This window comes from Labrys sp. ALF-8, from assembly GCF_059699065.1.
This window is the reverse complement of sequence record NZ_AP048537.1, coordinates 78653-100113: the sequence shown is the minus strand read 5'-3', so window position 1 is coordinate 100113 and position 21461 is coordinate 78653. Positions and strand designations below refer to the sequence as shown.

23 protein-coding genes are annotated in these 21461 nt (G+C 64.7%); 15 read left to right on the top strand and 8 right to left on the bottom strand.

Annotated features, from left to right (window positions below):
- Positions 1-4: 4 nt before the first annotated feature.
- The gene (locus tag AC6H34_RS00515) at positions 5-382 is read left to right on the top strand and encodes a VOC family protein (protein WP_448146669.1); all 378 of its coding nucleotides are present in this window, start codon (positions 5-7) and stop codon (positions 380-382) included.
- Between the two features lie 142 nt (positions 383-524).
- Positions 525-1376, top strand: coding sequence for an EamA family transporter (locus AC6H34_RS00510; protein ID WP_497537571.1), 852 nt, complete (start codon positions 525-527; stop codon positions 1374-1376).
- Here the strand turns inward: AC6H34_RS00510 and AC6H34_RS00505 are convergent.
- Positions 1360-2334 carry a LysR family transcriptional regulator gene (locus AC6H34_RS00505; protein WP_497539830.1) on the bottom strand — a complete coding sequence of 325 codons (975 nt, stop codon included), beginning with the start codon at positions 2332-2334 and terminating at the stop codon, positions 1360-1362. The two genes, AC6H34_RS00510 and AC6H34_RS00505, sit on opposite strands and share 17 nt — an antisense overlap.
- A gap of 154 nt (positions 2335-2488) precedes the next feature.
- On the opposite strand from AC6H34_RS00505, the gene AC6H34_RS00500 reads away from it, so the two are divergent.
- Complete coding sequence (locus AC6H34_RS00500) at positions 2489-3469, top strand: amidohydrolase family protein (RefSeq protein ID WP_497537570.1); 981 nt, start codon at positions 2489-2491, stop codon at positions 3467-3469.
- A gap of 261 nt (positions 3470-3730) precedes the next feature.
- On the top strand, positions 3731-5077 hold the full coding sequence (locus tag AC6H34_RS00495) for a GntT/GntP/DsdX family permease (RefSeq protein WP_448146673.1): 1347 nt from the start codon (positions 3731-3733) through the stop codon (positions 5075-5077).
- 84 nt (positions 5078-5161) lie between these two features.
- On the opposite strand, the gene AC6H34_RS00490 is transcribed toward AC6H34_RS00495, so the two are convergent.
- Complete coding sequence (locus AC6H34_RS00490) at positions 5162-6922, bottom strand: DEAD/DEAH box helicase (RefSeq protein WP_497537569.1); 1761 nt, start codon at positions 6920-6922, stop codon at positions 5162-5164.
- A 340-nt stretch (positions 6923-7262) separates the two neighbouring features.
- Here AC6H34_RS00490 and AC6H34_RS00485 point away from each other — a divergent pair, with 340 nt between their 5' ends.
- Positions 7263-8855, top strand: coding sequence for a rhomboid family intramembrane serine protease (locus AC6H34_RS00485; protein ID WP_497537568.1), 1593 nt, complete (start codon positions 7263-7265; stop codon positions 8853-8855).
- Between the two features lie 119 nt (positions 8856-8974).
- Here the strand turns inward: AC6H34_RS00485 and AC6H34_RS00480 are convergent, their stop codons facing one another.
- Entirely contained in the window at positions 8975-10468 is a 1494-nt protein-coding gene (locus tag AC6H34_RS00480) for an MFS transporter (protein ID WP_497537567.1), read from the bottom strand.
- A 297-nt stretch (positions 10469-10765) separates the two neighbouring features.
- Here AC6H34_RS00480 and AC6H34_RS00475 point away from each other — a divergent pair, with 297 nt between their 5' ends.
- The 4 genes from AC6H34_RS00475 to AC6H34_RS00460 all read left to right on the top strand — a co-directional run bounded on the left by AC6H34_RS00475 (position 10766) and on the right by AC6H34_RS00460 (position 13219).
- Positions 10766-11350, top strand: a complete 585-nt coding sequence (locus AC6H34_RS00475) for a TetR/AcrR family transcriptional regulator (protein WP_497537566.1) — start codon at positions 10766-10768, stop codon at positions 11348-11350.
- Between the two features lie 70 nt (positions 11351-11420).
- Complete coding sequence (locus tag AC6H34_RS00470) at positions 11421-12170, top strand: 3-oxoacyl-ACP reductase family protein (protein WP_497537565.1); 750 nt, start codon at positions 11421-11423, stop codon at positions 12168-12170.
- A 166-nt stretch (positions 12171-12336) separates the two neighbouring features.
- Complete coding sequence (locus tag AC6H34_RS00465) at positions 12337-12789, top strand: MarR family winged helix-turn-helix transcriptional regulator (protein WP_497537564.1); 453 nt, start codon at positions 12337-12339, stop codon at positions 12787-12789.
- 28 nt (positions 12790-12817) lie between these two features.
- Positions 12818-13219 (top strand): DUF1398 domain-containing protein, encoded by a 402-nt coding sequence (locus tag AC6H34_RS00460; protein ID WP_448146680.1) that lies wholly within the window; start codon positions 12818-12820, stop codon positions 13217-13219.
- 14 nt (positions 13220-13233) lie between these two features.
- Here AC6H34_RS00460 and AC6H34_RS00455 read toward each other — a convergent pair whose 3' ends face one another.
- Positions 13234-13878: a LysE family translocator gene (locus AC6H34_RS00455; protein WP_497537563.1), complete on the bottom strand. Its 645-nt coding sequence runs from the start codon at positions 13876-13878 to the stop codon at positions 13234-13236.
- A 120-nt stretch (positions 13879-13998) separates the two neighbouring features.
- Here AC6H34_RS00455 and AC6H34_RS00450 point away from each other — a divergent pair, with 120 nt between their 5' ends.
- The 3 genes from AC6H34_RS00450 to alkB all read left to right on the top strand — a co-directional run bounded on the left by AC6H34_RS00450 (position 13999) and on the right by alkB (position 16255).
- Complete coding sequence (locus tag AC6H34_RS00450) at positions 13999-14703, top strand: helix-turn-helix transcriptional regulator (protein WP_497537562.1); 705 nt, start codon at positions 13999-14001, stop codon at positions 14701-14703.
- A 103-nt stretch (positions 14704-14806) separates the two neighbouring features.
- Positions 14807-15604: a DUF72 domain-containing protein gene (locus AC6H34_RS00445; RefSeq protein ID WP_497537561.1), complete on the top strand. Its 798-nt coding sequence runs from the start codon at positions 14807-14809 to the stop codon at positions 15602-15604.
- Positions 15605-15607: 3 nt separating this feature from the next.
- Positions 15608-16255, top strand: coding sequence for a DNA oxidative demethylase AlkB (gene alkB / locus AC6H34_RS00440; RefSeq protein WP_497537560.1), 648 nt, complete (start codon positions 15608-15610; stop codon positions 16253-16255).
- An 18-nt stretch (positions 16256-16273) separates the two neighbouring features.
- Here the strand turns inward: alkB and AC6H34_RS00435 are convergent, their stop codons facing one another.
- Positions 16274-17164: a LysR family transcriptional regulator gene (locus AC6H34_RS00435; RefSeq protein ID WP_448146685.1), complete on the bottom strand. Its 891-nt coding sequence runs from the start codon at positions 17162-17164 to the stop codon at positions 16274-16276.
- A 387-nt stretch (positions 17165-17551) separates the two neighbouring features.
- Between AC6H34_RS00435 and AC6H34_RS00430 the strand changes: the two genes are divergently transcribed.
- Genes AC6H34_RS00430 through AC6H34_RS00420 form a run of 3 tightly spaced genes read left to right on the top strand, consistent with a single transcriptional unit; the run spans position 17552 to position 18886 of the window.
- Positions 17552-17806 carry a DUF3175 domain-containing protein gene (locus tag AC6H34_RS00430; protein WP_497539829.1) on the top strand — a complete coding sequence of 85 codons (255 nt, stop codon included), beginning with the start codon at positions 17552-17554 and terminating at the stop codon, positions 17804-17806.
- A 12-nt stretch (positions 17807-17818) separates the two neighbouring features.
- Positions 17819-18139 carry a plasmid stabilization protein gene (locus AC6H34_RS00425; protein ID WP_448146687.1) on the top strand — a complete coding sequence of 107 codons (321 nt, stop codon included), beginning with the start codon at positions 17819-17821 and terminating at the stop codon, positions 18137-18139.
- 39 nt (positions 18140-18178) lie between these two features.
- Positions 18179-18886 carry an MgtC/SapB family protein gene (locus AC6H34_RS00420; protein WP_497537559.1) on the top strand — a complete coding sequence of 236 codons (708 nt, stop codon included), beginning with the start codon at positions 18179-18181 and terminating at the stop codon, positions 18884-18886.
- A gap of 94 nt (positions 18887-18980) precedes the next feature.
- On the opposite strand, the gene AC6H34_RS00415 is transcribed toward AC6H34_RS00420, so the two are convergent.
- From AC6H34_RS00415 to AC6H34_RS00405, 3 genes are all read right to left on the bottom strand, one after another.
- Positions 18981-19532 (bottom strand): SRPBCC family protein, encoded by a 552-nt coding sequence (locus AC6H34_RS00415; RefSeq protein ID WP_448146689.1) that lies wholly within the window; start codon positions 19530-19532, stop codon positions 18981-18983.
- Between the two features lie 80 nt (positions 19533-19612).
- On the bottom strand, positions 19613-20875 hold the full coding sequence (locus AC6H34_RS00410; RefSeq protein ID WP_497537558.1) for an RNA polymerase sigma factor: 1263 nt from the start codon (positions 20873-20875) through the stop codon (positions 19613-19615).
- Positions 20872-21246 (bottom strand): YciI family protein, encoded by a 375-nt coding sequence (locus AC6H34_RS00405; RefSeq protein ID WP_497537557.1) that lies wholly within the window; start codon positions 21244-21246, stop codon positions 20872-20874. The genes AC6H34_RS00410 and AC6H34_RS00405 overlap by 4 nt, the downstream gene beginning before the upstream one ends.
- Positions 21247-21461 lie beyond the last annotated feature (215 nt).

Below are 21461 nucleotides of genomic sequence, written 5' to 3'. Positions count from 1 at the left end.
GATCATGGCACTCGATCACGTAACGCTGCGCACGGCCGACCTTGAGGGAACCCGTGCGTTCTTCGAGGCCGTTCTCGACCTCGAGGTGGGTTACCGGCCTCCTTTTCCTTTTCCCGGTTACTGGCTCTACGAAGCCGGCGAACCGATCGTCCACCTCATCCCGGGTGGCGGCGGCCTGCCACATCGCGAGGCCGAGACCATCGACCATGCGGCCTTCAGGCTGGCGGACTATGACGGCAGCCGAGCCCGGCTGGAGAAACTGGGCCTGCGCTACCAGACCATGGACCTGCCCGACCTTCGAGAGCGGCGGCTGTTCATCCATACGCCGGGGGGCATCCTGCTCGAGCTGGTTTTTCGCGAGGAACCCCTCGCGAATCTTTGACACAAAACTGTCATGGTGACATGGAGGGCACTGATAGTGCTGCCGGATTGCGCGCAGCTCCCCGCAATCCTCTCCATGTTCGCCCCTGCAGGCAACGGCCTTGGCCGCCGGTCGGGCGCCTCCACGAAGAAGTGCCCTCCCGATGGAATTGCAGCTGCCGGTCTTTCTCGCTGTCCTTGCTGCAGCCGCGCTGCATGCGGGCTGGAACGCGCTGGTCAAGATCAGGCTGGATCCGTTCCTGGCGATGACGCTGATCTGCGTCTCCTGCGGCATCATCGCGTTGGCGGCGCTGCCGATCACAGGTCTTCCGAACCCGGAGGCCTGGCTTTGGGTGGCGATCTCCACGATCCTGCACCTGTTCTACTACCTCTTCCTGGCGGAGGCCTATCGGCGGGCTGACATGAGCCAGGTCTATCCGATCGCGCGCGGTGCCGCGCCGCTGGTGACCACTGCGATCTCGCTCGCCTTCATCCATGATCCGATGACCCCGGGGAGCGTCCTCGGCATCGCGCTGCTCGGCCTCGGGGTGCTGCTGATCTCCCTCAAGGGTCAGCGCGGCAAGGTGATGCCGAGCCGGGCGGCGGTGGTCTACGCATTGCTCACCGCCGGGACCATCTCGCTCTATACCATCGTGGACGGGGTCGGCGCCCGGGCTGCAGGCAGCCCGAACGCCTACGCCGCTGCGCTCTTCGCGGTGGACGCCTATCCGATGCTGGCGATCTGCCTGTGGCGGAAGGGACTGGAGGGCATTCGACCGGCCTTCAAGTTCCTCATGCCGGGTTTTGCCGGCGGTGCGATGTCGCTTGCCGCCTATTGGATCGTGATCTGGGCGATGACGGTGGCGCCTATCGCCCTGGTCGCGGCGACCCGCGAGACCAGCGTGCTGTTCGGCGGACTGATCGCCGTGATCTTCCTGAAGGAACCGTTCACGCCGGTGCGCGGCATGTCGGCGGCTTTGATCCTGATCGGGCTGGTCTTCATGCGGTTGGGATAGCTCGGAACGGGGCATTCGCCCTCGTCCCTGGCGAGCCCTTGCCCGATCTGGGGCCGCATACGTCCAGTACGACGCCGCGAAGCCAGCGATGAGCGGGATCGCCGTCCAGCCGCGGATGCCACATCTGGCAGACGGTGATCGGCGGCGTCCGCACGGGCAGGGGGAAGGTCGCAAGCGTCCGAGCAGCGCCGGCCCCGGCCAAGGCGAAGGCTGCGAACGATTCAGGGACGAGCGCGACGAGGTTCGAGGCGCGCGCCACCGCGAGCACTGCCGAGAAGCTTGGAACGATAGCGATCACCCTGCGGGCCAAGCCGAGCGCGGCCAGCGCCTCGTCCACCGGGCCGTTCGCGTGTCCGCGCCGCGAGGCGACGACGTGCTCGCACGCGGCGTAGAGTTCAGGGGTCACCTTACCGCCTGCGAGAAGCGGATGCGCGGCCCTCACGGCGCCGATGAAGCCATCCCGGAGCAGAGCCTGAACGCGCACTTCCGGACCCGTGTCACCCATGACCCCGATATCGAGATCGATCGATCCGTCGCGGAGGCGGGCGACGTCCTTGTCCGATTTCGGCGAGAACCGCAACCTGACGCCCGGCGCCGCTGTCGCGACCGCGACGATGAGGCCGGCGGCGAAAGCTTCGACGAAGCTGTCGTTCGCGCGAATGGTGAACGTGTGCTCCAAAGCCTTCAGATCGAGTTCGGCCTCGGCGGGACTCAGCAGGGCCAGGGCCTCCCGCGACACCGCGGGGACACGCTCGCGGAGTTCGCTCGCCCGCGGTGTCGGTACCAGACGCCGACCCGCCCGTACCAATAGCTGATCACCCGTCGTGGCCCGCAGGCGCGCCAGGGTGCGGCTCATGGCCGAAGTGCTCATGCCCAGCCGCCGGGCCGCGCCCACGACGCTGCCTTCTGCGAGCAGTGCATCGAGTGCAGGCAGGAGGTTCAGGTCGACATCCGGCATGGCGATCTCCCGTGGCGCAGTCGACCTCAAGCATCGAGTGGAATGGCGTCTTGTGCAACTATGAACTGCGTATGCTGCGCCTTCCGCACTTTTGATGGAGCCGGTATCGGTAGGGCTCGCTCCTTTGGAGCGTTGTCTTGCGGAGGAGATGGCTATGAAGCTGATTGCGATCGAGGAACACTTTCTCACCCCGGATGTCCGGCGTGCCTGGGCGGAGGCGCCGACGGTGTTCGGGGACGATGGCGCGAGCCTGCACCTGGGCGAGATGGAGGACCGGCTGGATGATCTCGGAGCCGGCAGGATCGCGCTAATGGACGAGGGCGGGGTCGACATGCAGGTGCTCTCGCTTACCACGCCCGGCTTGCACGATCTGGCGCCGGCCGCGAGCGTCGACCTCGCATGCCGCACCAACGAACTCGTGGCCGCGACCGTTGCGGGGAGACCGGACCGCTTTCAGGGCTTTGCCGCGCTTCCTACCCCCGCGCCCGAACGGGCTGCGCTGGAACTGGATCGAAGCGTTCGGCAACTGGGCCTGAAGGGCGCGATGGTCTGCGGGCGCACGGGTGAAATGAACCTCGACCATCTCGCCTTTCGTCCCATCTTCGAAACGGCGGCGGCCCTGCGGGTGCCCGTCTTCATTCATCCACAGATGCCGCAGCGCCCCGTGAGGGAGGTGTACTATTCGGGGTTTGGCGATGCCGTCGATCTGGCCTTTTCGACCTACGGCCTGGGTTGGCACTACGAAGCCGGGATTCAATTCCTGCGCCTGGCCCTGGCGAGGGTCTTCGACCGGCTCCCCGACCTGCAGATCATTCTCGGCCACTGGGGCGAGGTCGTGCTGTTCTATACCGAGCGGCTCGACTCCCTGAGCAGGGTGGCGAAGCTCGATCGATCGATAAGCGACTATATGCGTCACAATCTCTACGTGACCGCCAGCGGAATGTTCAGCCCGTCCTATCTGCAGCGGGCCATCGAAATCGTCGGCGCCGACAGGATATTGTTCTCAACCGATCATCCCTACCAGTACAAGCCGGGCGGGCGGGCTCGGGCCTTCCTTGCACAGGCGCCGTTGAATGCGCAGGACAAGGAGAAGTTCGCATTCGCCAATTGGGAGCGGCTCACGGGAGCCGCCTAGCCGCCGGATATCCAGGCAGGCACGCCCCTTGTACCGAACCCGCCCCTCGTTCTGCGCGATGGAGCGGAAAGTTTCCCCTTGGGAGTACTGTCTGTTCACGCCAGACAAAGCGCTTGAAAAGAGCGAAACTTGCTCCGAACACTTGCCTTGGAAGAAATCGTGATTCCTCTGAATCGCGATTTCTTCCAACGCTTTAGCTCGGAGCACTTTCTGGCTGCGAAGCCCGGCGAGTGTTTCCGGAAACACTGCCGGGTAAAACACATGACTCCAACACTTTTATTGCTGGCGGCCGTGGCCGCCGTCATCGGCATGGTGATCCTGATCGCCTATTTCCAGATCAATCCCTTTATTTCGATATTCAGTCTCTCCGTGATCCTGGCACTCGTTGCCGGCATGCCGCCCGGCGATGTCGTGAAGTCCTTCGAGACCGGTGTCGGCAATACGCTCGGGCATATTGCGATCGTCATCGCGCTCGGGACGATGCTGGGCGCGATGCTGGCCGAGTCCGGGGGCGCGGAGCAGATCGCGGTCACTCTCATCCGCATCTTCGGTGCCAGGAACACCCATTGGGCGATGATGTTTATCGGCTTCATCGTCGGCCTGCCTGTATTCTTCGAGGTGGGATTCGTCCTGCTGATCCCGATCGCCTTCAATGTCGCACGCCGCACCGGCACCTCGATGCTGATGGTGGGCCTGCCGATGGTGGCAGGCCTTTCGGTCGTGCACGGCCTCATCCCGCCGCATCCGGCAGCGCTTCTGGCCGTGCAGGCCTATCAGGCGGATATCGGCAAGACCATTCTGTTCGGCATCATTATCGGATTGCCGGTCGCCGCACTGGCGGGGCCGATCTTCGGCGGCTTCATTTCCCGCCGCATGAAGATCGACGAGAACAATCCGATCGCGGAGGCGCTGGTCAAGAAGAGCGATCCGGCCCGCCAGTTGCCCAGCTTCGGCGTGACCATGCTGACGATCCTGCTGCCGGTCATCCTGATGCTGGTGGGAAGCTGGGCCGACCTGATCATTCCCGGAAAGAATGCGGGGAACGCGATCCTGCACTTTCTGGGCAACACCGACATCGCCCTGCTGTTCGGCGTGATCCTGAGCTTCGTCACGCTGGGAACGATGCGTGGATTCACGTCCGACATGATCCTGCATTTTACCACCGATTGCCTCGCGCCCACGGCTGCGATCACGCTGCTGGTGGGGGCTGGCGGCGGATTTGGCCGCATCCTGATCGACAGCGGCATCTCGAAGGTGATCGTCGACATGGCTCTCGGCGCCCATGTCTCCGTGCTCGTATTGGCGTGGCTGCTTGCCGCGATGATCCGCGTCGCCACCGGCTCGGCCACGGTGGCGATGGCCACCGCCGCCAATATCGTCGCTCCACTGGCGGCGCAGTCGCCCGGCACTCATCCCGAATTGCTGGTGCTGGCGACCGGGGCAGGGGCTCTCATCCTGTCCCACGTCAATGACGGCGGCTTCTGGCTGGTGAAGCAATACTTCAACATGACCGTCCCGCAGACCTTCCGGACCTGGACGGTCGTCGAGACCATCATCTCGATCGCCGCTCTTATCCTAGTTCAGGCTGCGGCCATGCTTCTCGGCTAGGGAAGGGCCCGAAAGTTCGGCGCGCCGGGTCGATCCCGGCGCAGACCTCTCGATAGCCTGTGGTGGGGCACCGACAACGCAGCGCTACTCGTCACGCTCCCGTCGCTTGCCGGGCTTGCCGCCCTTCCTGTGGGGCTTTGATCCTCGTGGGCCCTCATCCCCGCCCCGGTCCCGGTAGGGCTGTATGCGGATGTTCTCCTCATCCGGACGGCGCGCGTTGGCGGCGAAATGCTCTGCAACGTCCCTGGCGATCTCCACCACCGTCTCGTGATCGAAGATGCGGATGTTGCCGATATCGCGACGCTTCACGCCGCCCCGCCTGCACAGCATGGGGAGCAGCCATTTGGGGTCCGCATTGTTGCGCCGGCCGATGGAGAGACGGAACCGCACGGTATCGTCGCTTTCCGCCGGATGCTCCTCGCGTTCGAACCGGCGGGGGCGCTCGCCACGCTCCGGCCGATCCTCGCGCTCGAAGCGGTGCGGGCGGTCATCCCGTTCAAAACGCGTCTTTCGATCCCGGCGCTCGGGACGCTCGCCGGGATCGCTCACCTCCTCGGGTTCGGGCAGGCGCGAGCGATAGACACGGGCGAGCGCGGCGGCGATATCCTCGGCACTGCGGTTTTCCAGCAGCAGCCTGGCGATGGCGAGGTCTTCCTCGCCCGCCGCTTCCGTCAGCATCGGATCCTGCAGCATGCGCTCCCGGTCGAGTACGCGGATCTCCTCCGCAGTCGGCGGCCCCACCCAGATCGGCTTCACGCCTGCCTGGCTGAGCATGATCTCGGCCTTGCGCCGACGCGAGATCGGTACCAGGAGGGCACTGATGCCCTTGCGGCCGGCGCGTCCGGTACGGCCCGAGCGATGCTGGAGCTTCTCGACATCGTGCGGCAGGTCGGCATGGATCACGAGGCCGAGATTGGGCAAGTCGATGCCCCGTGCCGCCACGTCCGTGGCGATGCAGACCTGGGCATGGCCGTCGCGAAGGGCCTGCAAGGCGTGGTTGCGCTCGTTCTGGCCGAGTTCACCCGAGAGAAGCACGGCGGAAAAGCCGCGTTCACGCAGGGTGGCGTGCAGATGGCGGACCGACTCCCGCGTGTTGCAGAACACGATGGCGGTGGTCGGGGCGACTTGCCGCAGGAGGTTTACGACAGCGTGCTCCGTTTCCTTGGGCAGGATGCGGATGGCGCGATATTCGATGTCGGCGTGACCGCGCTCGGCCGCCTTCACCTCGATGCGCAAGGCATCCTTCTGGTAGTCGCGCGCAATCGCGACGATGCCCTTCGGCATGGTGGCGGAGAACAGAAGCGTGCGTCTCTCCTCCGGCGTCGCCTTGAGGATGAATTCGAGGTCCTCGCGGAAGCCGAGATCCAGCATCTCGTCGGCTTCGTCGAGCACGACGGCTCGCAACGCGCCGAGGTCGAGGCCGTTGCGTTCGATATGGTCGCGCAAGCGTCCCGGCGTGCCGACGACGATATGGGCTCCGTCGGCAAGCAGGCGGCGCTCCCGCCGCGGATCCATGCCGCCGACGCAAGAGACGATGCGCCCGCCGGCAGGCTTGTAGAGCCAGGCAAGTTCCCGCTCGACCTGGATGGCGAGTTCCCGGGTGGGTGCGATGATGAGGGCGAGCGGCGCAGCGGCCTCCCCGAACCGTTCCGCGTCGCCCAGCAGGTCGGAGGAAATGGCCAGGCCATAGGCGACGGTCTTGCCGGAGCCGGTCTGGGCGGAAACCAGAAGGTCACGCTCGCCGGCCTCCTCGGCAAGGACAGCGGATTGAACCGGCGTCAGTTCGTCGTAGCTGCGTTCGGCCAGGGCCTGACGCAGGGCCGGATTCAGGGAAGAAAGGGTCACGGGGGAAAGCCTCAAACGGGGCGAATGAAACGCCAAAGCGAGCCACTGCGGGCAGGGCTCGGGCGAGAAATTCCTGGGAAATCACGAGTTGTGGTGGCCATACAGCAAAATCCCCCGAATTGCGAGCATGAATACGGTGGTCTGTCCTGCGTCGGCAGCATGGGATCGGGGGTTTCCGATCGATATTCGCCTGTCCGGCAAGCCTCTCTCTTACGCGAACAGCCATTCCTGCCTTGCCGCCCGGCGGGAAATCTGTGCGGGCGACATGAAACGCGTTGCAAAGAAGCGGGGCGCTCGTGCATGCATGCCATGGGGGAAGCGGCGGTTGGATGACGAACGGATGAACGAGTCTGCAACGGCACGCGAGCCCTTCGCACGCTACTATGCCCGCTATCTGGTTGCCCGCAAGGGCTACAAGCTCGGCGTGGTTCCGGTGGCGCAGGAACTGCTGCAGCATTGCGATTACGTGCTGACGAGCGCCAACGGCAACTCCCTTTCCATCATCGGGATCGTCGACCGCGAGAGCGAGCGTGCCAAGACCTTCGACATGCAGCCCGCTGATCTCGCCAGGGTCGCGCGCGAGACAGTGGAGGCCCAGCGCACGCCGATCATGCTGAGGATCTCCATAGTGGAGATCGGATCCTTCGAGGTGGACAAGGCAAGCCGGGCGCATCTCGCCGCCTACAAGGGCCGCGGCAAGGGCTATCGCACCGTGGCAATCGGGGTGGATACCGTGGCCCGGAGGGCTTGGCCGCTGCCGCCGTTCGGCCGCCGCTTCAGCCTGGCCGGACAGGTCGAGAGGCTGATGAAGGCACCGCGCCTTTCCGTCACGGACCTTGCGGGACCGCAGCTTGCCCTCTCGTTCGGGCGGCCGATCTTCACCTTCGTCCTGATGGCGCTCCTCGTCGCCGTCTTCATCTGCGAGCAGGCCTTCGGTATCGGCAAGGCGGGCAGCCTCGCCGCGCCCACGCTCGCCACGCTCCAGACTCTCGGCGGCCTCAGCTATCCGCTGGTCATGGAGGCCGGCCAATGGTGGCGGATCTTCACTGCGCCGCTCCTCCACGCCGATCTTACCCATATCGGCTTCAACTGTTTCGCTCTTTTCCTGATCGGAAGGCTGCTTGAGCCGCTGATCGGCTGGCGTTGGACGGCGGCCGTCTTTGCCGTCAGCGCGATCGGCGGCTCGCTGATGTCGCTCGCGGTCAACCCGATCAACGTCATCGGCATCGGCGCCTCAGGCGGTATCGTCGGCCTTTTCGCAGCCGCGCTCGCCGTGTCACTGCGCATTCCCGCCGGTCCGATGCGGGCCGGGCTGATCATGCAGGCCATCTACGGCCTCGTACCGGCCCTGCTGCCCTTTCTCAACGTGGCGGTGAGCGGCGGCAAGGTGGACTACGGCGCGCATTTCGGCGGGGCGATCGGCGGCGTCACCATGGGTTTCATCCTGTTGAGCCTGTGGCCGGCACGACTGCCGCGTCCCCGCTTGGCCAATCTGGGAGCGCTGCTGGCAGTGCTCTTCTTCGCGGTGGCGGCAAGCGCCCTGCCGACCATCGCGGCGCAGTACCGGGAGAACCTGCAACTGGCGCCGGACCTCGCGTCGGCCTCGCTCGATCGGGAGGGCGAGGTGAAGCGCCTGCTTGACCGGTATCCCAGCGATCCGCGGCTGCGTTTCGTACACGCCCAGAACCTCCTGAAGCAAGAAGACCTGGCAGGCGCCGAGGCGGATCTGCGGGCGGCCCTCTCTGATCGCGCCCTGCTCGACAATGCTGCCGTCTCGCCAGATCTCGAAAATCAGATACGCGCCGTCCTAGGCGCCATCCTGCACGAAGAGGGCCGGAAGGATGAGGCGGGGAAGGTAGTCGCGCCGGTCTGCGCCACCGAGAAGACGGGTTCGATCGCAGACTACCTCCGGAAGTTCTCTCTCTGTCAGTAGCGCAGGATGCGTTGAGGTCGAGATGGCTTCCGGAGGACTTCGTTCTCGGTCAAGCGCTTGGCAGTTGCTGGTGTTTTGCTCCGGAGCACAAATAGCGCCCTGTCCGGCACCAGGCCATGTCAGTGTCCGGTCACCGGCCCGATATCGCCCGGGTGGTGACCTCCCGCGGGCGGCCTGACGCCTTCGATGAGCCAGGCCGATGCGATCAGGCAAGCCGCGACCGCGGCCATGGCGCCCGCAAAGGCCTGGGTGATGGAGGCCGTGTCGGTAAACGGGCCGAGCACGCTGTAGAAGAGTCCGCCGATCAGCGCGAAGGAAAGGGAACCCGAGATCTGCAGCATGGTGTTGACCAGTCCTGCCGACAGGCCCGCCCATTTGTGATCGACGCGCTCCAGCACCGAGCGGATCAGTGTCGGCATGCCCAGCCCCTGGCCGAGGCCGATTGCAAAGAGCGAGGCAGCCATGGGCCAGTAGGCGCCTGCCAGCGCTCCCGCCGAAAGGCCGAGGCACCCAAGGCTGACCATCACCATCGCAAGCGCGGGAGTGTGGCGGCCGAATTGGCCAAGCAGGGCGGGGAGCGCCAGGGAACTCAGGATGAAGCCCGCCGCATGCGGCAGGATCGCCAGGCCTGCCTCCAGCGGCGTCTTGTGATAGCCGGCTTGCTGGAGGATGGCGAAGACAAGGAAGAAGGCCGCGGGCGCATTGAAGAAAAGTGCCGCTGCCAGGCCTCTCCGCAAGCCCTGGTCTTCCAGCAGCGATGGAACCAGCAGCGGCGAGCCGCCGCGCGCGACGACGCGGTTTTCGAAGCGCCAGAAAGCGAGGAAGAACGGGATGGCGGCTGCCAGCATGGCAAGCGACCACAACGGCCAGCCCCGCTCGCGTCCCTCGATCAACGGCACGATGAGGCAGGTGAGGGCGCTGCCCAGGAGCGCCACGCCGCCGAGGTCCAGGCGCGGAGCCTTGCCTTCCCTGTTCTCGCGGATCAGCACGAAGGCGAGCGGGGCCACGATCAGCACAACCGGCAGGTTGACCAGGAAGACGCTGCGCCAGCCGAGCCCGAACGGATTGGCTGCGATCAGGAGGCCGCCCAGCAACTGGCCGAGCACCGAGCCGAGACCGAAGGTGGTGGCATAAAATCCCATGGCACGGGGGCGCTCCCTCTCGGGAAAGAGCGTGCGGATCGACGCCAGTGATTGCGGCATCAGGATCGCGGCGAACACGCCCTGCAACAGGCGACTCGCCACCAGCATGTCCGGTGACCACGCCAGGCCGCAAAGAAGCGACGCGATGCCGAAGCCGACGAGACCGGCAATGAAGACGAGGCGGCGGCCGAATATGTCGCCGAGCCTTCCGCCGGTGATCAGCAGGACCGCATAGGCCGAGGCATAGGCCGAGAGGACCATCTGCACGGAGGAGGAGGAGGCGCCAAGATCGTCCTGGATCGAGGGCAGGGCGACGTTGACGATGAAGAAATCGAGTGGCGAGAGCAGCGTGCCGGCGAGAAGGACGAACAGCGCCGCCCAGCGGCGAGGATCGGGCAGGGAGGCGACGGTCGGCGTCGCTGCCTGGAGCGGGACCGCCATGGAGCAGGCCGCCTCCTGTGCAATAGTCATAACATCCTCGAACCCGGAACCGGACGGCTCCGAAATACATAAAATAAGGCTGGATTGCTTGGAAAAGCAGGCTGGACCGAACTTGTATAACAAATTCGATCGCTGCAGCAGTGACAGTTTGGCGCGGTTGCCATGCGTAATCGGATCCCGGCGAGCCTGTGGCCGGAACCCTCCCCGCAGGCCCTGTTTACGGTGAGAATGGACCTTGGAATGAGCATTTCGTGCCCATTTGCCTGAATATTGTGCATCGCAACAAAAATTCTTGACAACGCGATCCGAAACATATGTTGTCGATGCATGGCTAGACCCAGGGAATTTGACCGCGACGAAGCGCTCAAACACGCCATCTCGGTGTTTTGGGCCAAGGGGTTCGAGGCAGCCTCGACCGAGGATCTGCTGGCGGCGATGAAGATCGGCCGCCAGAGCCTCTATGACACTTTCGGCGACAAGAGGCGGCTCTATCTGGAAGCTCTCGCGCGCTATCAGAATGTCAGCGTCGCGAACCAGATCGCCTTGCTTGAATCGGAAGCTTCGCCGTTTAGCGGCATTCGCCGGATGCTGATGGCGATGGCCGAGGCCGATCCCGCCTTCCGGGCGTTGGGCTGCATGGGCGTGGGAGCGATCTCCGAATTCGGGCAGGCCGACGCCGAGATCAGCGCGATGGGCCGGCAGAGCGGCGAGGTTCTCCATGCGGCCATCGAGAAGGCGCTGAGAAAGGCACGTGCCGAGCGCGAGGTTTCCGCCGATATCGATATTTCCGGTGCGGCTTATTTCATCCAGTCAACCATGCTTGGCCTCAAGGTGAGCGCCAAGGCAGGCCTCGACACCACGGGGCTGCGCCAGATCGTGGAATTCGCCATGGAGGCCTTGAAACGCAGGTAGTGCTTTGCCGGAAAAGCCGGCTCTTTTTTATGCCTAATTATGGATTGTTTAGTCAAAAATGAGGAAAATTATGTTTGAAAACAATGGATTGACTGGCAAGGTGGCGCTGGTGATCGGCGGTTCGCGTGGTATCGGCGCCGCGATCGCCAGGCGACTTGCAGCGGACGGGGCGGCGGTTGCCTTTACCTTCGCTTCGTCCCCGCGCAGGGCCCAGGAAGTCGTGGCCGACATCGAGGGCGGGCAGGGGAAGGCGCTCGCGATCCAGGCCGACAGCGCCGATCCATACGCGGTCCAGGCGGCCGTCGCCCGGACGATCGAGACCCATGGCAGGCTCGACGTGCTCGTCTGCAACTCGGGCATCCTCACCCATGGCACCGTGGACACCTATCCTCTGGAGGATTTCGATCGCATGGTGGCGGTCAATGTGCGCTCCGTCTTCGCGGCCGCTCAAGCGGCATCCCGCCACATGCGGGAGGGTGCCCGCATCATCGTGATCGGCAGCATCGTCGCGGATCGCACGGCCGTCGCGGGCGCAAGCGTCTACTCGATGTCCAAGGGCGCCGTGGCCGCACTCGTGCGCGGCATGGCACTCGATCTCGCCCCGCGGGGGATCACGGTCAACACGGTCCAGCCGGGACCGACGGCGACCGACATGAATCCGGCCGATGGCCCGCATGCCGACTGGCTGAAGGCCCGTATTCCTCTGGGCAGGCTCGGTGAGGGGGCGGAGGTGGCGGGTTTCGTCTCCTATCTGGCGGGCCCCGAGGCAAGCTTCATCACTGGCGCAAGCCTCAACATCGATGGCGGCTACACGCTTTAGGATTCGCGCCTCTTCCGGCTTGGCAGCGGGGGCGGCGGCCAAGCCAGAGGCGGGCAATCCCTGGATATCAATCGCAGGATGGATATCAGGAGGCGATTCGCGCGCTGCTATTGGTTGACTAGGAAACTGATTTATACTAGTTTCCTAGTCAACCAATGGAGCATCCATGCTGACACCCAGCCCCCTCAAGGCGCATCTCGGCTATTGGCTGCGTTTCGTTTCAAACCATGTCTCCCACGCCTTTGCGCTGAAGGTCGAGGCACACGGCGTCACTGTGGCGGAATGGGTTTTGCTGCGGGCGCTGTTCGACCGGGACGGGACGGCGCCCAGCGGGATGGCGCAGGCGCTCGGCATGACTCGCGGAGCAATCTCCAAGCTTGTCGACCGACTGGCCGAGAAGGAGTTGCTGCGTCGCATGCCGGGTGAGACTGACAGGCGCTACCAGGCGCTCGAACTCACCCCAAGGGGCAGGGCGCTGGTGCCCGTGCTGGCGGCTTTGGCGGACGAGAACGAAGAGGAGTTCTTTGGCCATCTGCCCGTGGAGGAGTGCGAGCGCCTCGCGGAGGCGATGCAGGCCATTGTCCGCCATCACGGACTGCGCAAGCTGCCGACGAGCTGAAATATCGGATCGGAAGGGGAGGACTATCATGGATGCGCAGACGCGCCTCGTCATGGAAGAGTGCAGCAAGGGGTCGGCGGAGGGGCGCCTCAGCTTTCCCGACGTCGTGATGAAACTGTCGGCGGCGGGGGTGGAAATGTACCATGCCGATTTCCGAAGGTCGGAGACCACCTACTACATGCCCGATGATGCCAGCCACGTGGTCGCGGTGGGATTCGAGCATGCTTCTCCTGCCCGGCAGTTTGGGCCGTCCGGCGTCGAGGCGGCGATCCGCGCCATCCAGGCACGCAGGATCGACTATCGACAGTTCTGCGAGGCGATCCTCGCGGCGGGATGTGTCGGCTATTTCGTCTCCCTTTCCGGGCGCCGCGCCATCTATTTCGGCCGTGGCGGCGAGAGCTTCGTCGAACCCTTCCCCCAGGCAGCGTGAGACGCCGCCCATGCTCACGCGGCGTAGAACGTCCTCACGCCCTCCACGAAACCCAGGCCTGCGATGCTCACCAGCAGCAGGCCTGCCGTGCGGCCGGTCCACATGGTAAGCGCAGGGTTGGAAGTAATGGCGTCGCGTCCACGCGCCGCCATCAACGCGAGAGAACCGTAGATCGCCAGTTGCACCATCACGGTCATCGCACCCATGACCAGCGCCTGGGGCCAGAGCGGGCCGAAGGCAGGTTTCAGGAATTGCGGATAGACGGCCAGCACGAAAAGCCATGCCTTCGGGTTGAGGAGGCAGGTCGCGAGGCCCTGGCCGAAGATCACGATGGGCGAGGTTGCCTTGCCGCCATCGACGGTATCCACCGTGATGGAACTGCGGACGAGCTTCAGCCCGATCCAGACCATATAGGCGGAGCCCAGCAGAACCATCGCGGTCGACAGCATGGGTACAAGCTGGCTGAGCACGGCGACTGCCGCCATGCCGATGAGGGTGTGGCAGGCGCCCCCGGCCATGATGCCGAAGGTTGCCGCAAGGCCCGCGCGGCGCCCGCCCGTCAGCGCGCTGGCGATGACGAAGATCATGTCCATGCCCGGCACGGCGACGATGCCGGTAAGGAGGATGAGAAAGATCCAGAGGTTTTCAGCATAGCTCATGTCAGTTGGTCCAAACCGATCGAGCCCGTGGATACGAGGAAGTCCTGCTTTCTCAATCGGTTGGGTCACGCTATAGAGGAGCGCAACTGACAGGGATGTGTCAGTTGCGATGAGGTCGCCATGCGCAAGGCTTCACGCCTTTTCGAAATCATCCAGATCCTTCGTCTTGCCCGCAGGCCCGTGACGGCGGCCCGGATCGCCGAGGCACTGGAGGTCACCGTCCGCTCGATCTATCGCGATATCGGGGCGTTGCAGGCGATGCGCGTGCCGATCGAAGGGGAGCGCGGCATCGGCTATATCCTGCGGCCCGGTTTCGATCTGCCACCCCTGATGTTCTCGATCGAGGAAGTCGAGGCCATGGTACTGGGCCTGGCCTTGATCGAGAGAACCGGCGATGCCGAGCTTACGGCAGCTTCCAGGAGAGCCGGGGCCAAGGTGGCGGCGGCGGTCCCAGCGCCATTGCGGCAGGTTCTGTCTTCCCGAACCCTGCATGCCTGGGGCGGTGCGGCTTCCGCGCCCGAGGCTATCGATCTCGCGCTCGTGCGCAGGGCCATCCGGGACGAGGAAAAGCTGCTCTTCGACTATCGCGACGAAGAGGGGCGGGCCAGCCGGCGCGTCGTGCGGCCTCTGGCTCTCATCTACTACTCCGAGGTCTTCGTGATCGTCGCCTGGTGCGAGTTGCGCGCAGCGATCCGAAATTTCCGCGCCGACAGGGTAGAGAACTGCGCGGCAACCGGCTCCTATTTCCACAAGGAGGGCGACAGGCTTCGGGACCTGTGGATAGCCGGCTGGGATGCCAACAGCGGGCGGGGAACAGCGGTGTGAGGGCATTCGTGGCGTGCCGTGTGGCTGCGGCGCAGGTTTCGGGTTGCCGGACTCGCCGTGCTATGGTCGGGTTGTCGAGGAATGGACAGTTTGGAGACTTCGCATGACGGGTCAAATCCGTGTCGGCATCGGCGGCTGGACCTTCGAGCCCTGGCGCGGCACCTTCTATCCCGGCGACCTCGCCCAGAAGCGCGAACTTGAATATGCCAGCAGGCAGGTCACGGCGATCGAGATCAACGGCACCTATTATGGATCGCAGAAGCCGGAGAGTTTCGCCAAATGGCATGACGAGACACCCGATGATTTCGTCTTCTCGATGAAGGCGACCCGCTTCGCGACGAACAAGAAGGTCCTGTCCGAGGCGGGAGAGTCGGTTGAGCGCTTCATCAAGAGCGGCATCACCGAGCTTAAGAAGAAGCTCGGTCCCATCAACTGGCAATTCATGCCGACCAAGAAGTTCGACCCGGCGGATTTCGAGGGATTTCTCAAGCTTCTTCCGAAGAGCCATGACGGCCATGCCCTGCGGCACGTCGTCGAAGTCCGCCACGACAGTTTCAAGGTCCCGGAATTCACCGACCTGCTGCGCGCCTACGGCGTAGCCGTGGTCTATACCGACAAGCCCGATTTTCCTTCGATCCCGGACGTCACGGCACCTTTTGTCTACGCCCGTCTACAAAATGCCTCCGAGAGCGAGGAGACCGGATATTCGTCGCAGGCCATCGCCAAATGGGCCGAGCGGGCCAGGTCATGGGCTTCAGGCGCCGAGCCGGACGATCTGGAGCGCGTCGGCGCCGCCGCGCCGAAGCAGCCAGACGGGCGCGATGTCTTCGTCTTCATGATCAATGGCTTCAAGCCCAAGGCGCCGGCGGCAGCGAAGACGCTGATCGGCAAGCTTGGCTGAGCCATGACGGACCTCTTCGCCCATGCCGGGATTGGCGGGCCGGCACGCGAGCCGATCGCCGAAGGCGCGGTGCTGCTGCGCGGCCTGGCGCTGGCGAAGGAGGCCGAGATGCTTTCGGCGCTCGATGACGTCGTCGCTGCCGCGCCGTTCCGCCATATGGTGACGCCCGGCGGATTCATCATGTCCGTCGCGATGACCAATTGCGGCGCGGCCGGCTGGGTCACCGATCGCCGCGGCTATCGTTATCAGGGCGATGATCCGCTCAGCGGCAGGCCGTGGCCCGCGATGCCGGCGGTCTTCCTTGGCCTGGCTGCCGGGGCCGCCGATGAGGCGGGCTTTCCCGGCTTTGCCCCCGATGCATGCCTGATCAACCGTTACGAGCCGGGCGCGAAGATGTCCCTCCACCAGGACAAGGATGAGCGGGATTTCCGCCAGCCCATCGTTTCCGTATCGCTTGGCCTGCCGGCAACCTTCCAGTTCGGCGGCCTTGCGCGCAGCGACAAGACGATGAAGGTGGCCCTGGAGCATGGCGACGTGGTGGTCTGGGGCGGCCCGGCCCGGCTCGCCTTTCACGGTGTCTTGCCGCTCAAGGACGGTGAACACTCGCCGCTGGGCCGCAAGAGGATCAATCTGACGTTCAGGCGGGTGTAGCGGCAAAGGCTGGCGCCTTCAGGCCTTTTTCGCAAATTCTCTCGTCACCCAGTCGATGAACACCCGCACGCGCGGTGAAAGCTGGCGGCTGTGGGGATAGAGGAGCGAGACCGGCGTCGGCGTCGGCGGATAGTCCTTCAGCACCTCGACCAGCGTGCCGGCCTCAAAATAGGGGCCGAGGCGATAGCGCGGCACCTGGATCAGGCCGAGACCGGCCAGCGCAGCGCCGAACAGGGTCTCGGCCCCCGCCACCGTGACGCGAGTGGGCAGGCTGATGTTGCGTAGGATGCCGTCCGTCTGCAATTCGAGCGGAATGACGTTGCCGGTCGCGGAGGACACGAAGCCGACCATATGATGGCCTTCGAGATCGTCGGGAGTCATCGGCGTGCCGTGACTGGCGAGATAGGCGGGGCTTGCGCATGTCACTTCGGGCAGCATGGCGACGCGGCGGCCGACCATGGAACTGTCGTGGAGATCGCCCACCCGCAGGACGCAGTCGATGCCCTCGCGCACGAGATCGACGAAGCGATCGCCTTCGCTGATGTGAAGTTGCAGGTCGGGATAGCGCGACAGGAACTCCGGCAGGGCCGGCAGGATGAAGAATCGAGCCAGCGTGCCGTGGACGTCGACGCGCAGGAGACCCCGCGGCTTGGCATTGGAAAATGCGGCCTCGGCATCCTCGACATCGGCCAGGATGGTGACGCAGCGCCGATAATAGGCCTCGCCGTCGAGCGTGGGGCTTACGTGGCGCGTCGTCCGGTGCAGGAGTCGGGCCCCGAGCCGTGCCTCGATCTGCTGGACCGCTTCCGTCACGGTGGAGCGAGGCAGGCCAAGATCCTGGGCAGCGAGGGTGAAGCTGCGGCGCTCCACGATGCGCGTGAACACCCTGATGGCATCGAAGCGGTCCACTGTTCCCGATCTCCGTATGATAGTGCCCAATAGTGGATGATTGTCCGCGCGGCGGGAAGCGGCATCATGGCGGGCGCAAGAGAGCCTTCTCATGAGGGCATGCCGGTTGCCGTTGGAACCTTCCTCTGTCGACGAGCGTTCAGACCTGGACAGCAGCCCGTTTCGGTGCGGCGAACCGATCTACTCGACGTCGTGCCGTTGAATGGGTGGAGGACCAACCTTCAGGAAATGGAGAGTTGCATGCCTACCAAGCAAGCCAGGAAGCCCGAAGGCGAGACAACGCGCGGGGCTCGTGCCGGGTCGAGGCCGCGCAAGCGCGGCGAGACCACGAAGACCCGCCAGGCGAAGAGCAAGTGGTCCGATGAGGTCACCAGGAAGAACGATGCACTGGACCTCGAAAAGGGAGTTTTCACCTCCGATAGTCCCGGGACGATAGCGCGTTCGCTGAAGCGCTCGGCCGACGCGAGCCGCCGCCGGAAGACGGATACCTTCCGCTCTGCCCTGTCGATGCTGACCTTCTACATCAACCGCGCCGGAAAGAACCTCTCGAAGGCCCGCCGCGGCACGCTAACCGCCGCCAAGGACAAATTGCGTCAGCTGTTCGGTCGCAAACGCAAGCTTTCAGTCAAACGCGTTCAATGAAGGAGCACGCCCATGCCTCGGGGAGACAAGTCGAAATATACCGACAAGCAGGAACGCAAGGCGGATCATATCGCGGAGAGCTATGAGGAGCGCGGCGTCCCTGAAAAGGAGGCGGAGCGGCGCGCATGGGCGACCGTCAACAAAGATGACGGCGGCGGCAAGAAGCCCGGCGGATCCGGCCACGGCACGCATACCGATCATCCTGCTGCCCACAAGGGTGGCGAAATCGGCGGCGTCGCTTCCGCCCGCCGGTCGGCACTCGCCCGCTCGGCGGCCGCAAAGAAAGCGGCTGCCACGCGCAAGCGCCACGCCGATCATCACGCGCACTCCTGAGCGGGCGATAGGCGCGAACCGATCCGTGCGGCAATCCCCATGCTGATGCCGCTCAATCCCGGCTGGGAAGACATCGGCCTGCGTCTTCTCGCCACCTTCCTCGCGGCCGGTTTCATCGGCCTCAACCGTGAGGCGAGAGGGCATGCGGCCGGATTGCGCACCACGATGCTGGTCGCCCTGGCGGCGGCGCTCGCGATGATCCAGGCCAACATTCTCCTGCCGACTTCAGGCAAGGCGGATGGCGGCTTTTCATCGATGGATGTCATGCGCTTGCCACTCGGCATCCTCACCGGCGTGGGCTTCATCGGTGGTGGCGCCATTCTCAAGCATGGAGCCTCCATCAGCGGCATAACGACCGCCGCCACGCTGTGGATCGTCACGGCGATCGGCCTGTGCTTTGGGGGCGGGCAGTACGCGTTGGGGGCGGTGGGCACCCTGCTCGCTCTCGTGGTGTTGTGGGGCATGTCGCGGATGGACACGCTCATCCCGCGCGAATATCGGGCCATTCTCGTCATCGCCATGCCGGCGGGCACGCTGCCGCCGGATCTCTCCGGTACGGTTTCCGCGCTGGGCTACGAGGCCCGCTTCCGTGAGCTGCGGCGTTCTGCCGAAGGCGGCATGGAGGCCAGCTTCGAGATCCGCTGGAAGCAGCGGGAAGACTCACCGCCCGCACTCGGCCTCCTCACCACGGTCGGCGCCGACTATCCCGTGCGATCCTTCCATATCGTCTCGCCGGCCAGTCAATGAAGCTTCTCATCGCGACGCAGCCGACAGTCGAAATGGCGGTCTCAGGTTCAATCCGTGTCGATAGGCGCCGGCACCCTTGGTTCACGGATCGCCGTCAGGAAGCGGATCCATCCGGGCGGATTGTTTCCGCCCTCAGATTGGCGAGGCCTTGTTCGAAGTCCTTGCCGATCAGTTTGTCCATATCCACGAACAGGCCCATCAACTTGGCCATGTAGGGTGACTGGCCCTCCATGGCCCAGCTCACCCGGGTGGCGCTTCCTTCCGGAACGAGGGTGAAATCAACCTGATTGCTTGCCCGGAATGGCCGGATGAAATCCAGCTTGATCGCCACATGCGAGGGGGGCTGGGTATCTACGATTTCCATGCGGCCCTTGCCGGCCTTGCCATTGCCTTCCCAGTCATAGACTGCGCCCTGGCCGGAAAGGGAGCCCGCGTAGCTGCGCTGGAGGTCGGGGTCGAGCTTTTCATAGGGCGACCAGCGCGTCCATTGGTGGAAGTCGTTGACAAGCGCAAAGATCCGCTCCGCAGGAGCCGGGATCAGGAGCGAGCGCTCGACGCGGAAGCGGTTGGGGCGGGTTGAAGCAAAAGCTGCCACCCCCACGACGAGGATGAACAGGATGAGCACGATGAGCAGGAATGTGGACATGGCCGCTCCTCTCTTTCTGGTTGAGGGGGTTGGCACGGAGATTCACGCTCCGGCACCATCACATTGACGAGGCTTGTTTTTCAGCTCGATGCACTACGGTCGTATTCCGCCGTCAGCCGGTCGATGTGCTGCCGGATGTGGTCGGCCTCGGCGGTGCTGCCGGCCAGGGCTATGGCCTGGTCGAAGGCACAGTGTGCCTCCTTGGCCCGCCCGAGCTTGAGGAGAAGGGCACCTCTGAGACCGTGGAAATAGAAGTAGCCGGACAGGCGAGGCTCCAGCGGCTCGATCATGGCGAGCGCCGCCTCCGGCCCGTTCGTCTTGGACACCGCCACCGCTCGGTTGAGCGTCACGACCGGCGAAGGCTGGATTTCCTCCAGGAGGGAATAGAGAAGATCGATCTGGCGCCAGTTGGTATCCGACGGCGCGGCGGCGCGGGCGTGCACGGCCGCAATAGCCGCCTGGAGCTGGTAGGTGCCCGCCTGGCGATGCCGCGTGGCCTTGTCGATCAGGGCCAGCCCCTCGGCGATCATCTGCCGGTTCCACAGGCGGCGATCCTGGTCTTCGAGCAGCACGAGCTGCCTGTTGTCGTCGAAGCGTGCCGGCGAACGTGAGTGCTGCAGCAGGAGGAGGGACGTCAGCCCCATGACCTCCGGCTCACTCGGAAAGAGGCGCAGCAGCAGGCGGGCAAGGCGGATGGCCTCGTCGCAGAGCTGCGAGCGAGTGTCGTTGGCATCGCCACCGCCGGAATAGCCTTCGTTGAAGATCAGGTAGACCATCGCCGCAACGGCCGCGAGCCGCTCGGCCCGCTCGATCGCTCCCGGCGCCTCGAAGGGAACGTCGGCCCGGGCAATGCGCGCCTTGGCACGGGTGATGCGCTGCTCCATCGCCGTCTCGCCGACCAGGAAAGCGCGGGCGATCTGGCGGACGTTGAGCCCGCAGACGATGCGCAACGCGAGGGCGATCTGCTGTGTCGCCGGCAGTTCCGGATGGCAGCAGATGAAGAGGAGGCGGAGGATATCGTCACGATAATGCTGGCCATCGAGGCGATCCGCGAGGGCGGATTCTGCGTCCTCCAGGTCGGAGATCTGTCCCTCCTCCGGCAGCGCCTCCTGTTTCTTCTCGCGGCGCTTGACGTCTATGCCGGAGTTGCGCCCGGCAAAGATCAGCCAGGCGGCCGGATCGCGCGGCGGGCCGTTGGTGGGCCATGTCCGCAACGCACGCAGACAGGCTTCCTGGTAGGCTTCCTCCGCCGTATCGAGATCGCGGAAATAGCGCAGCAGGGCGCCCATCGCCTGCGGACGGGCGGAGATCAGCGCGCCGTTGATCCAGGCAGCGTCCGTCATGTGGGCAGGACCCCCTGCTTGAAGATGGAGAGCGGCCGGATCTCATAGGATCCAATGCTTGGGTTGGCCTTGGCCAGTTCCTTGGCGATGCCGAGGGCTTCCTCGAGATCGTCGCAATCCACGACATAGAAGCCCAGCAGTTGCTCCTTGGTTTCGGCGAAGGGGCCGTCGATCACCAGCGGCTCGCCACCCGTCTTGCGCAGGGTGGTGGCGGCGGTGGTCGGCAGGAGGCGCACGACCGGCCCCAGCTTTCCGGCCCTGGCGATCTTCCCGTGGACCTCGTCGAGGCGCGCCAGGACGGCATCATCCTCTTCCTTGGTCCAGGCACCGACGACGTCTTCGTAATTGTAGCAAAGGATCGTGTAGAGCATGCGGAGCTTCCCTCTTGCGCCAAGGACGAGTGAGTGAAGAGGTAGCCGACATGTGGCAGGAGTACAATTTTCGCGGGGATCGTCCGGACATGGAGGGGCGACCGCCGGTCGCGCTTCTTCTCACGCAAACGCCTCGTTTCCAGGGCAGGCGCGCCAAGTCCGCGGCTTCCCCGCCAGGTCGCTCCTACGGGCGTCCAGCCGTCCCCAAGGGGCGG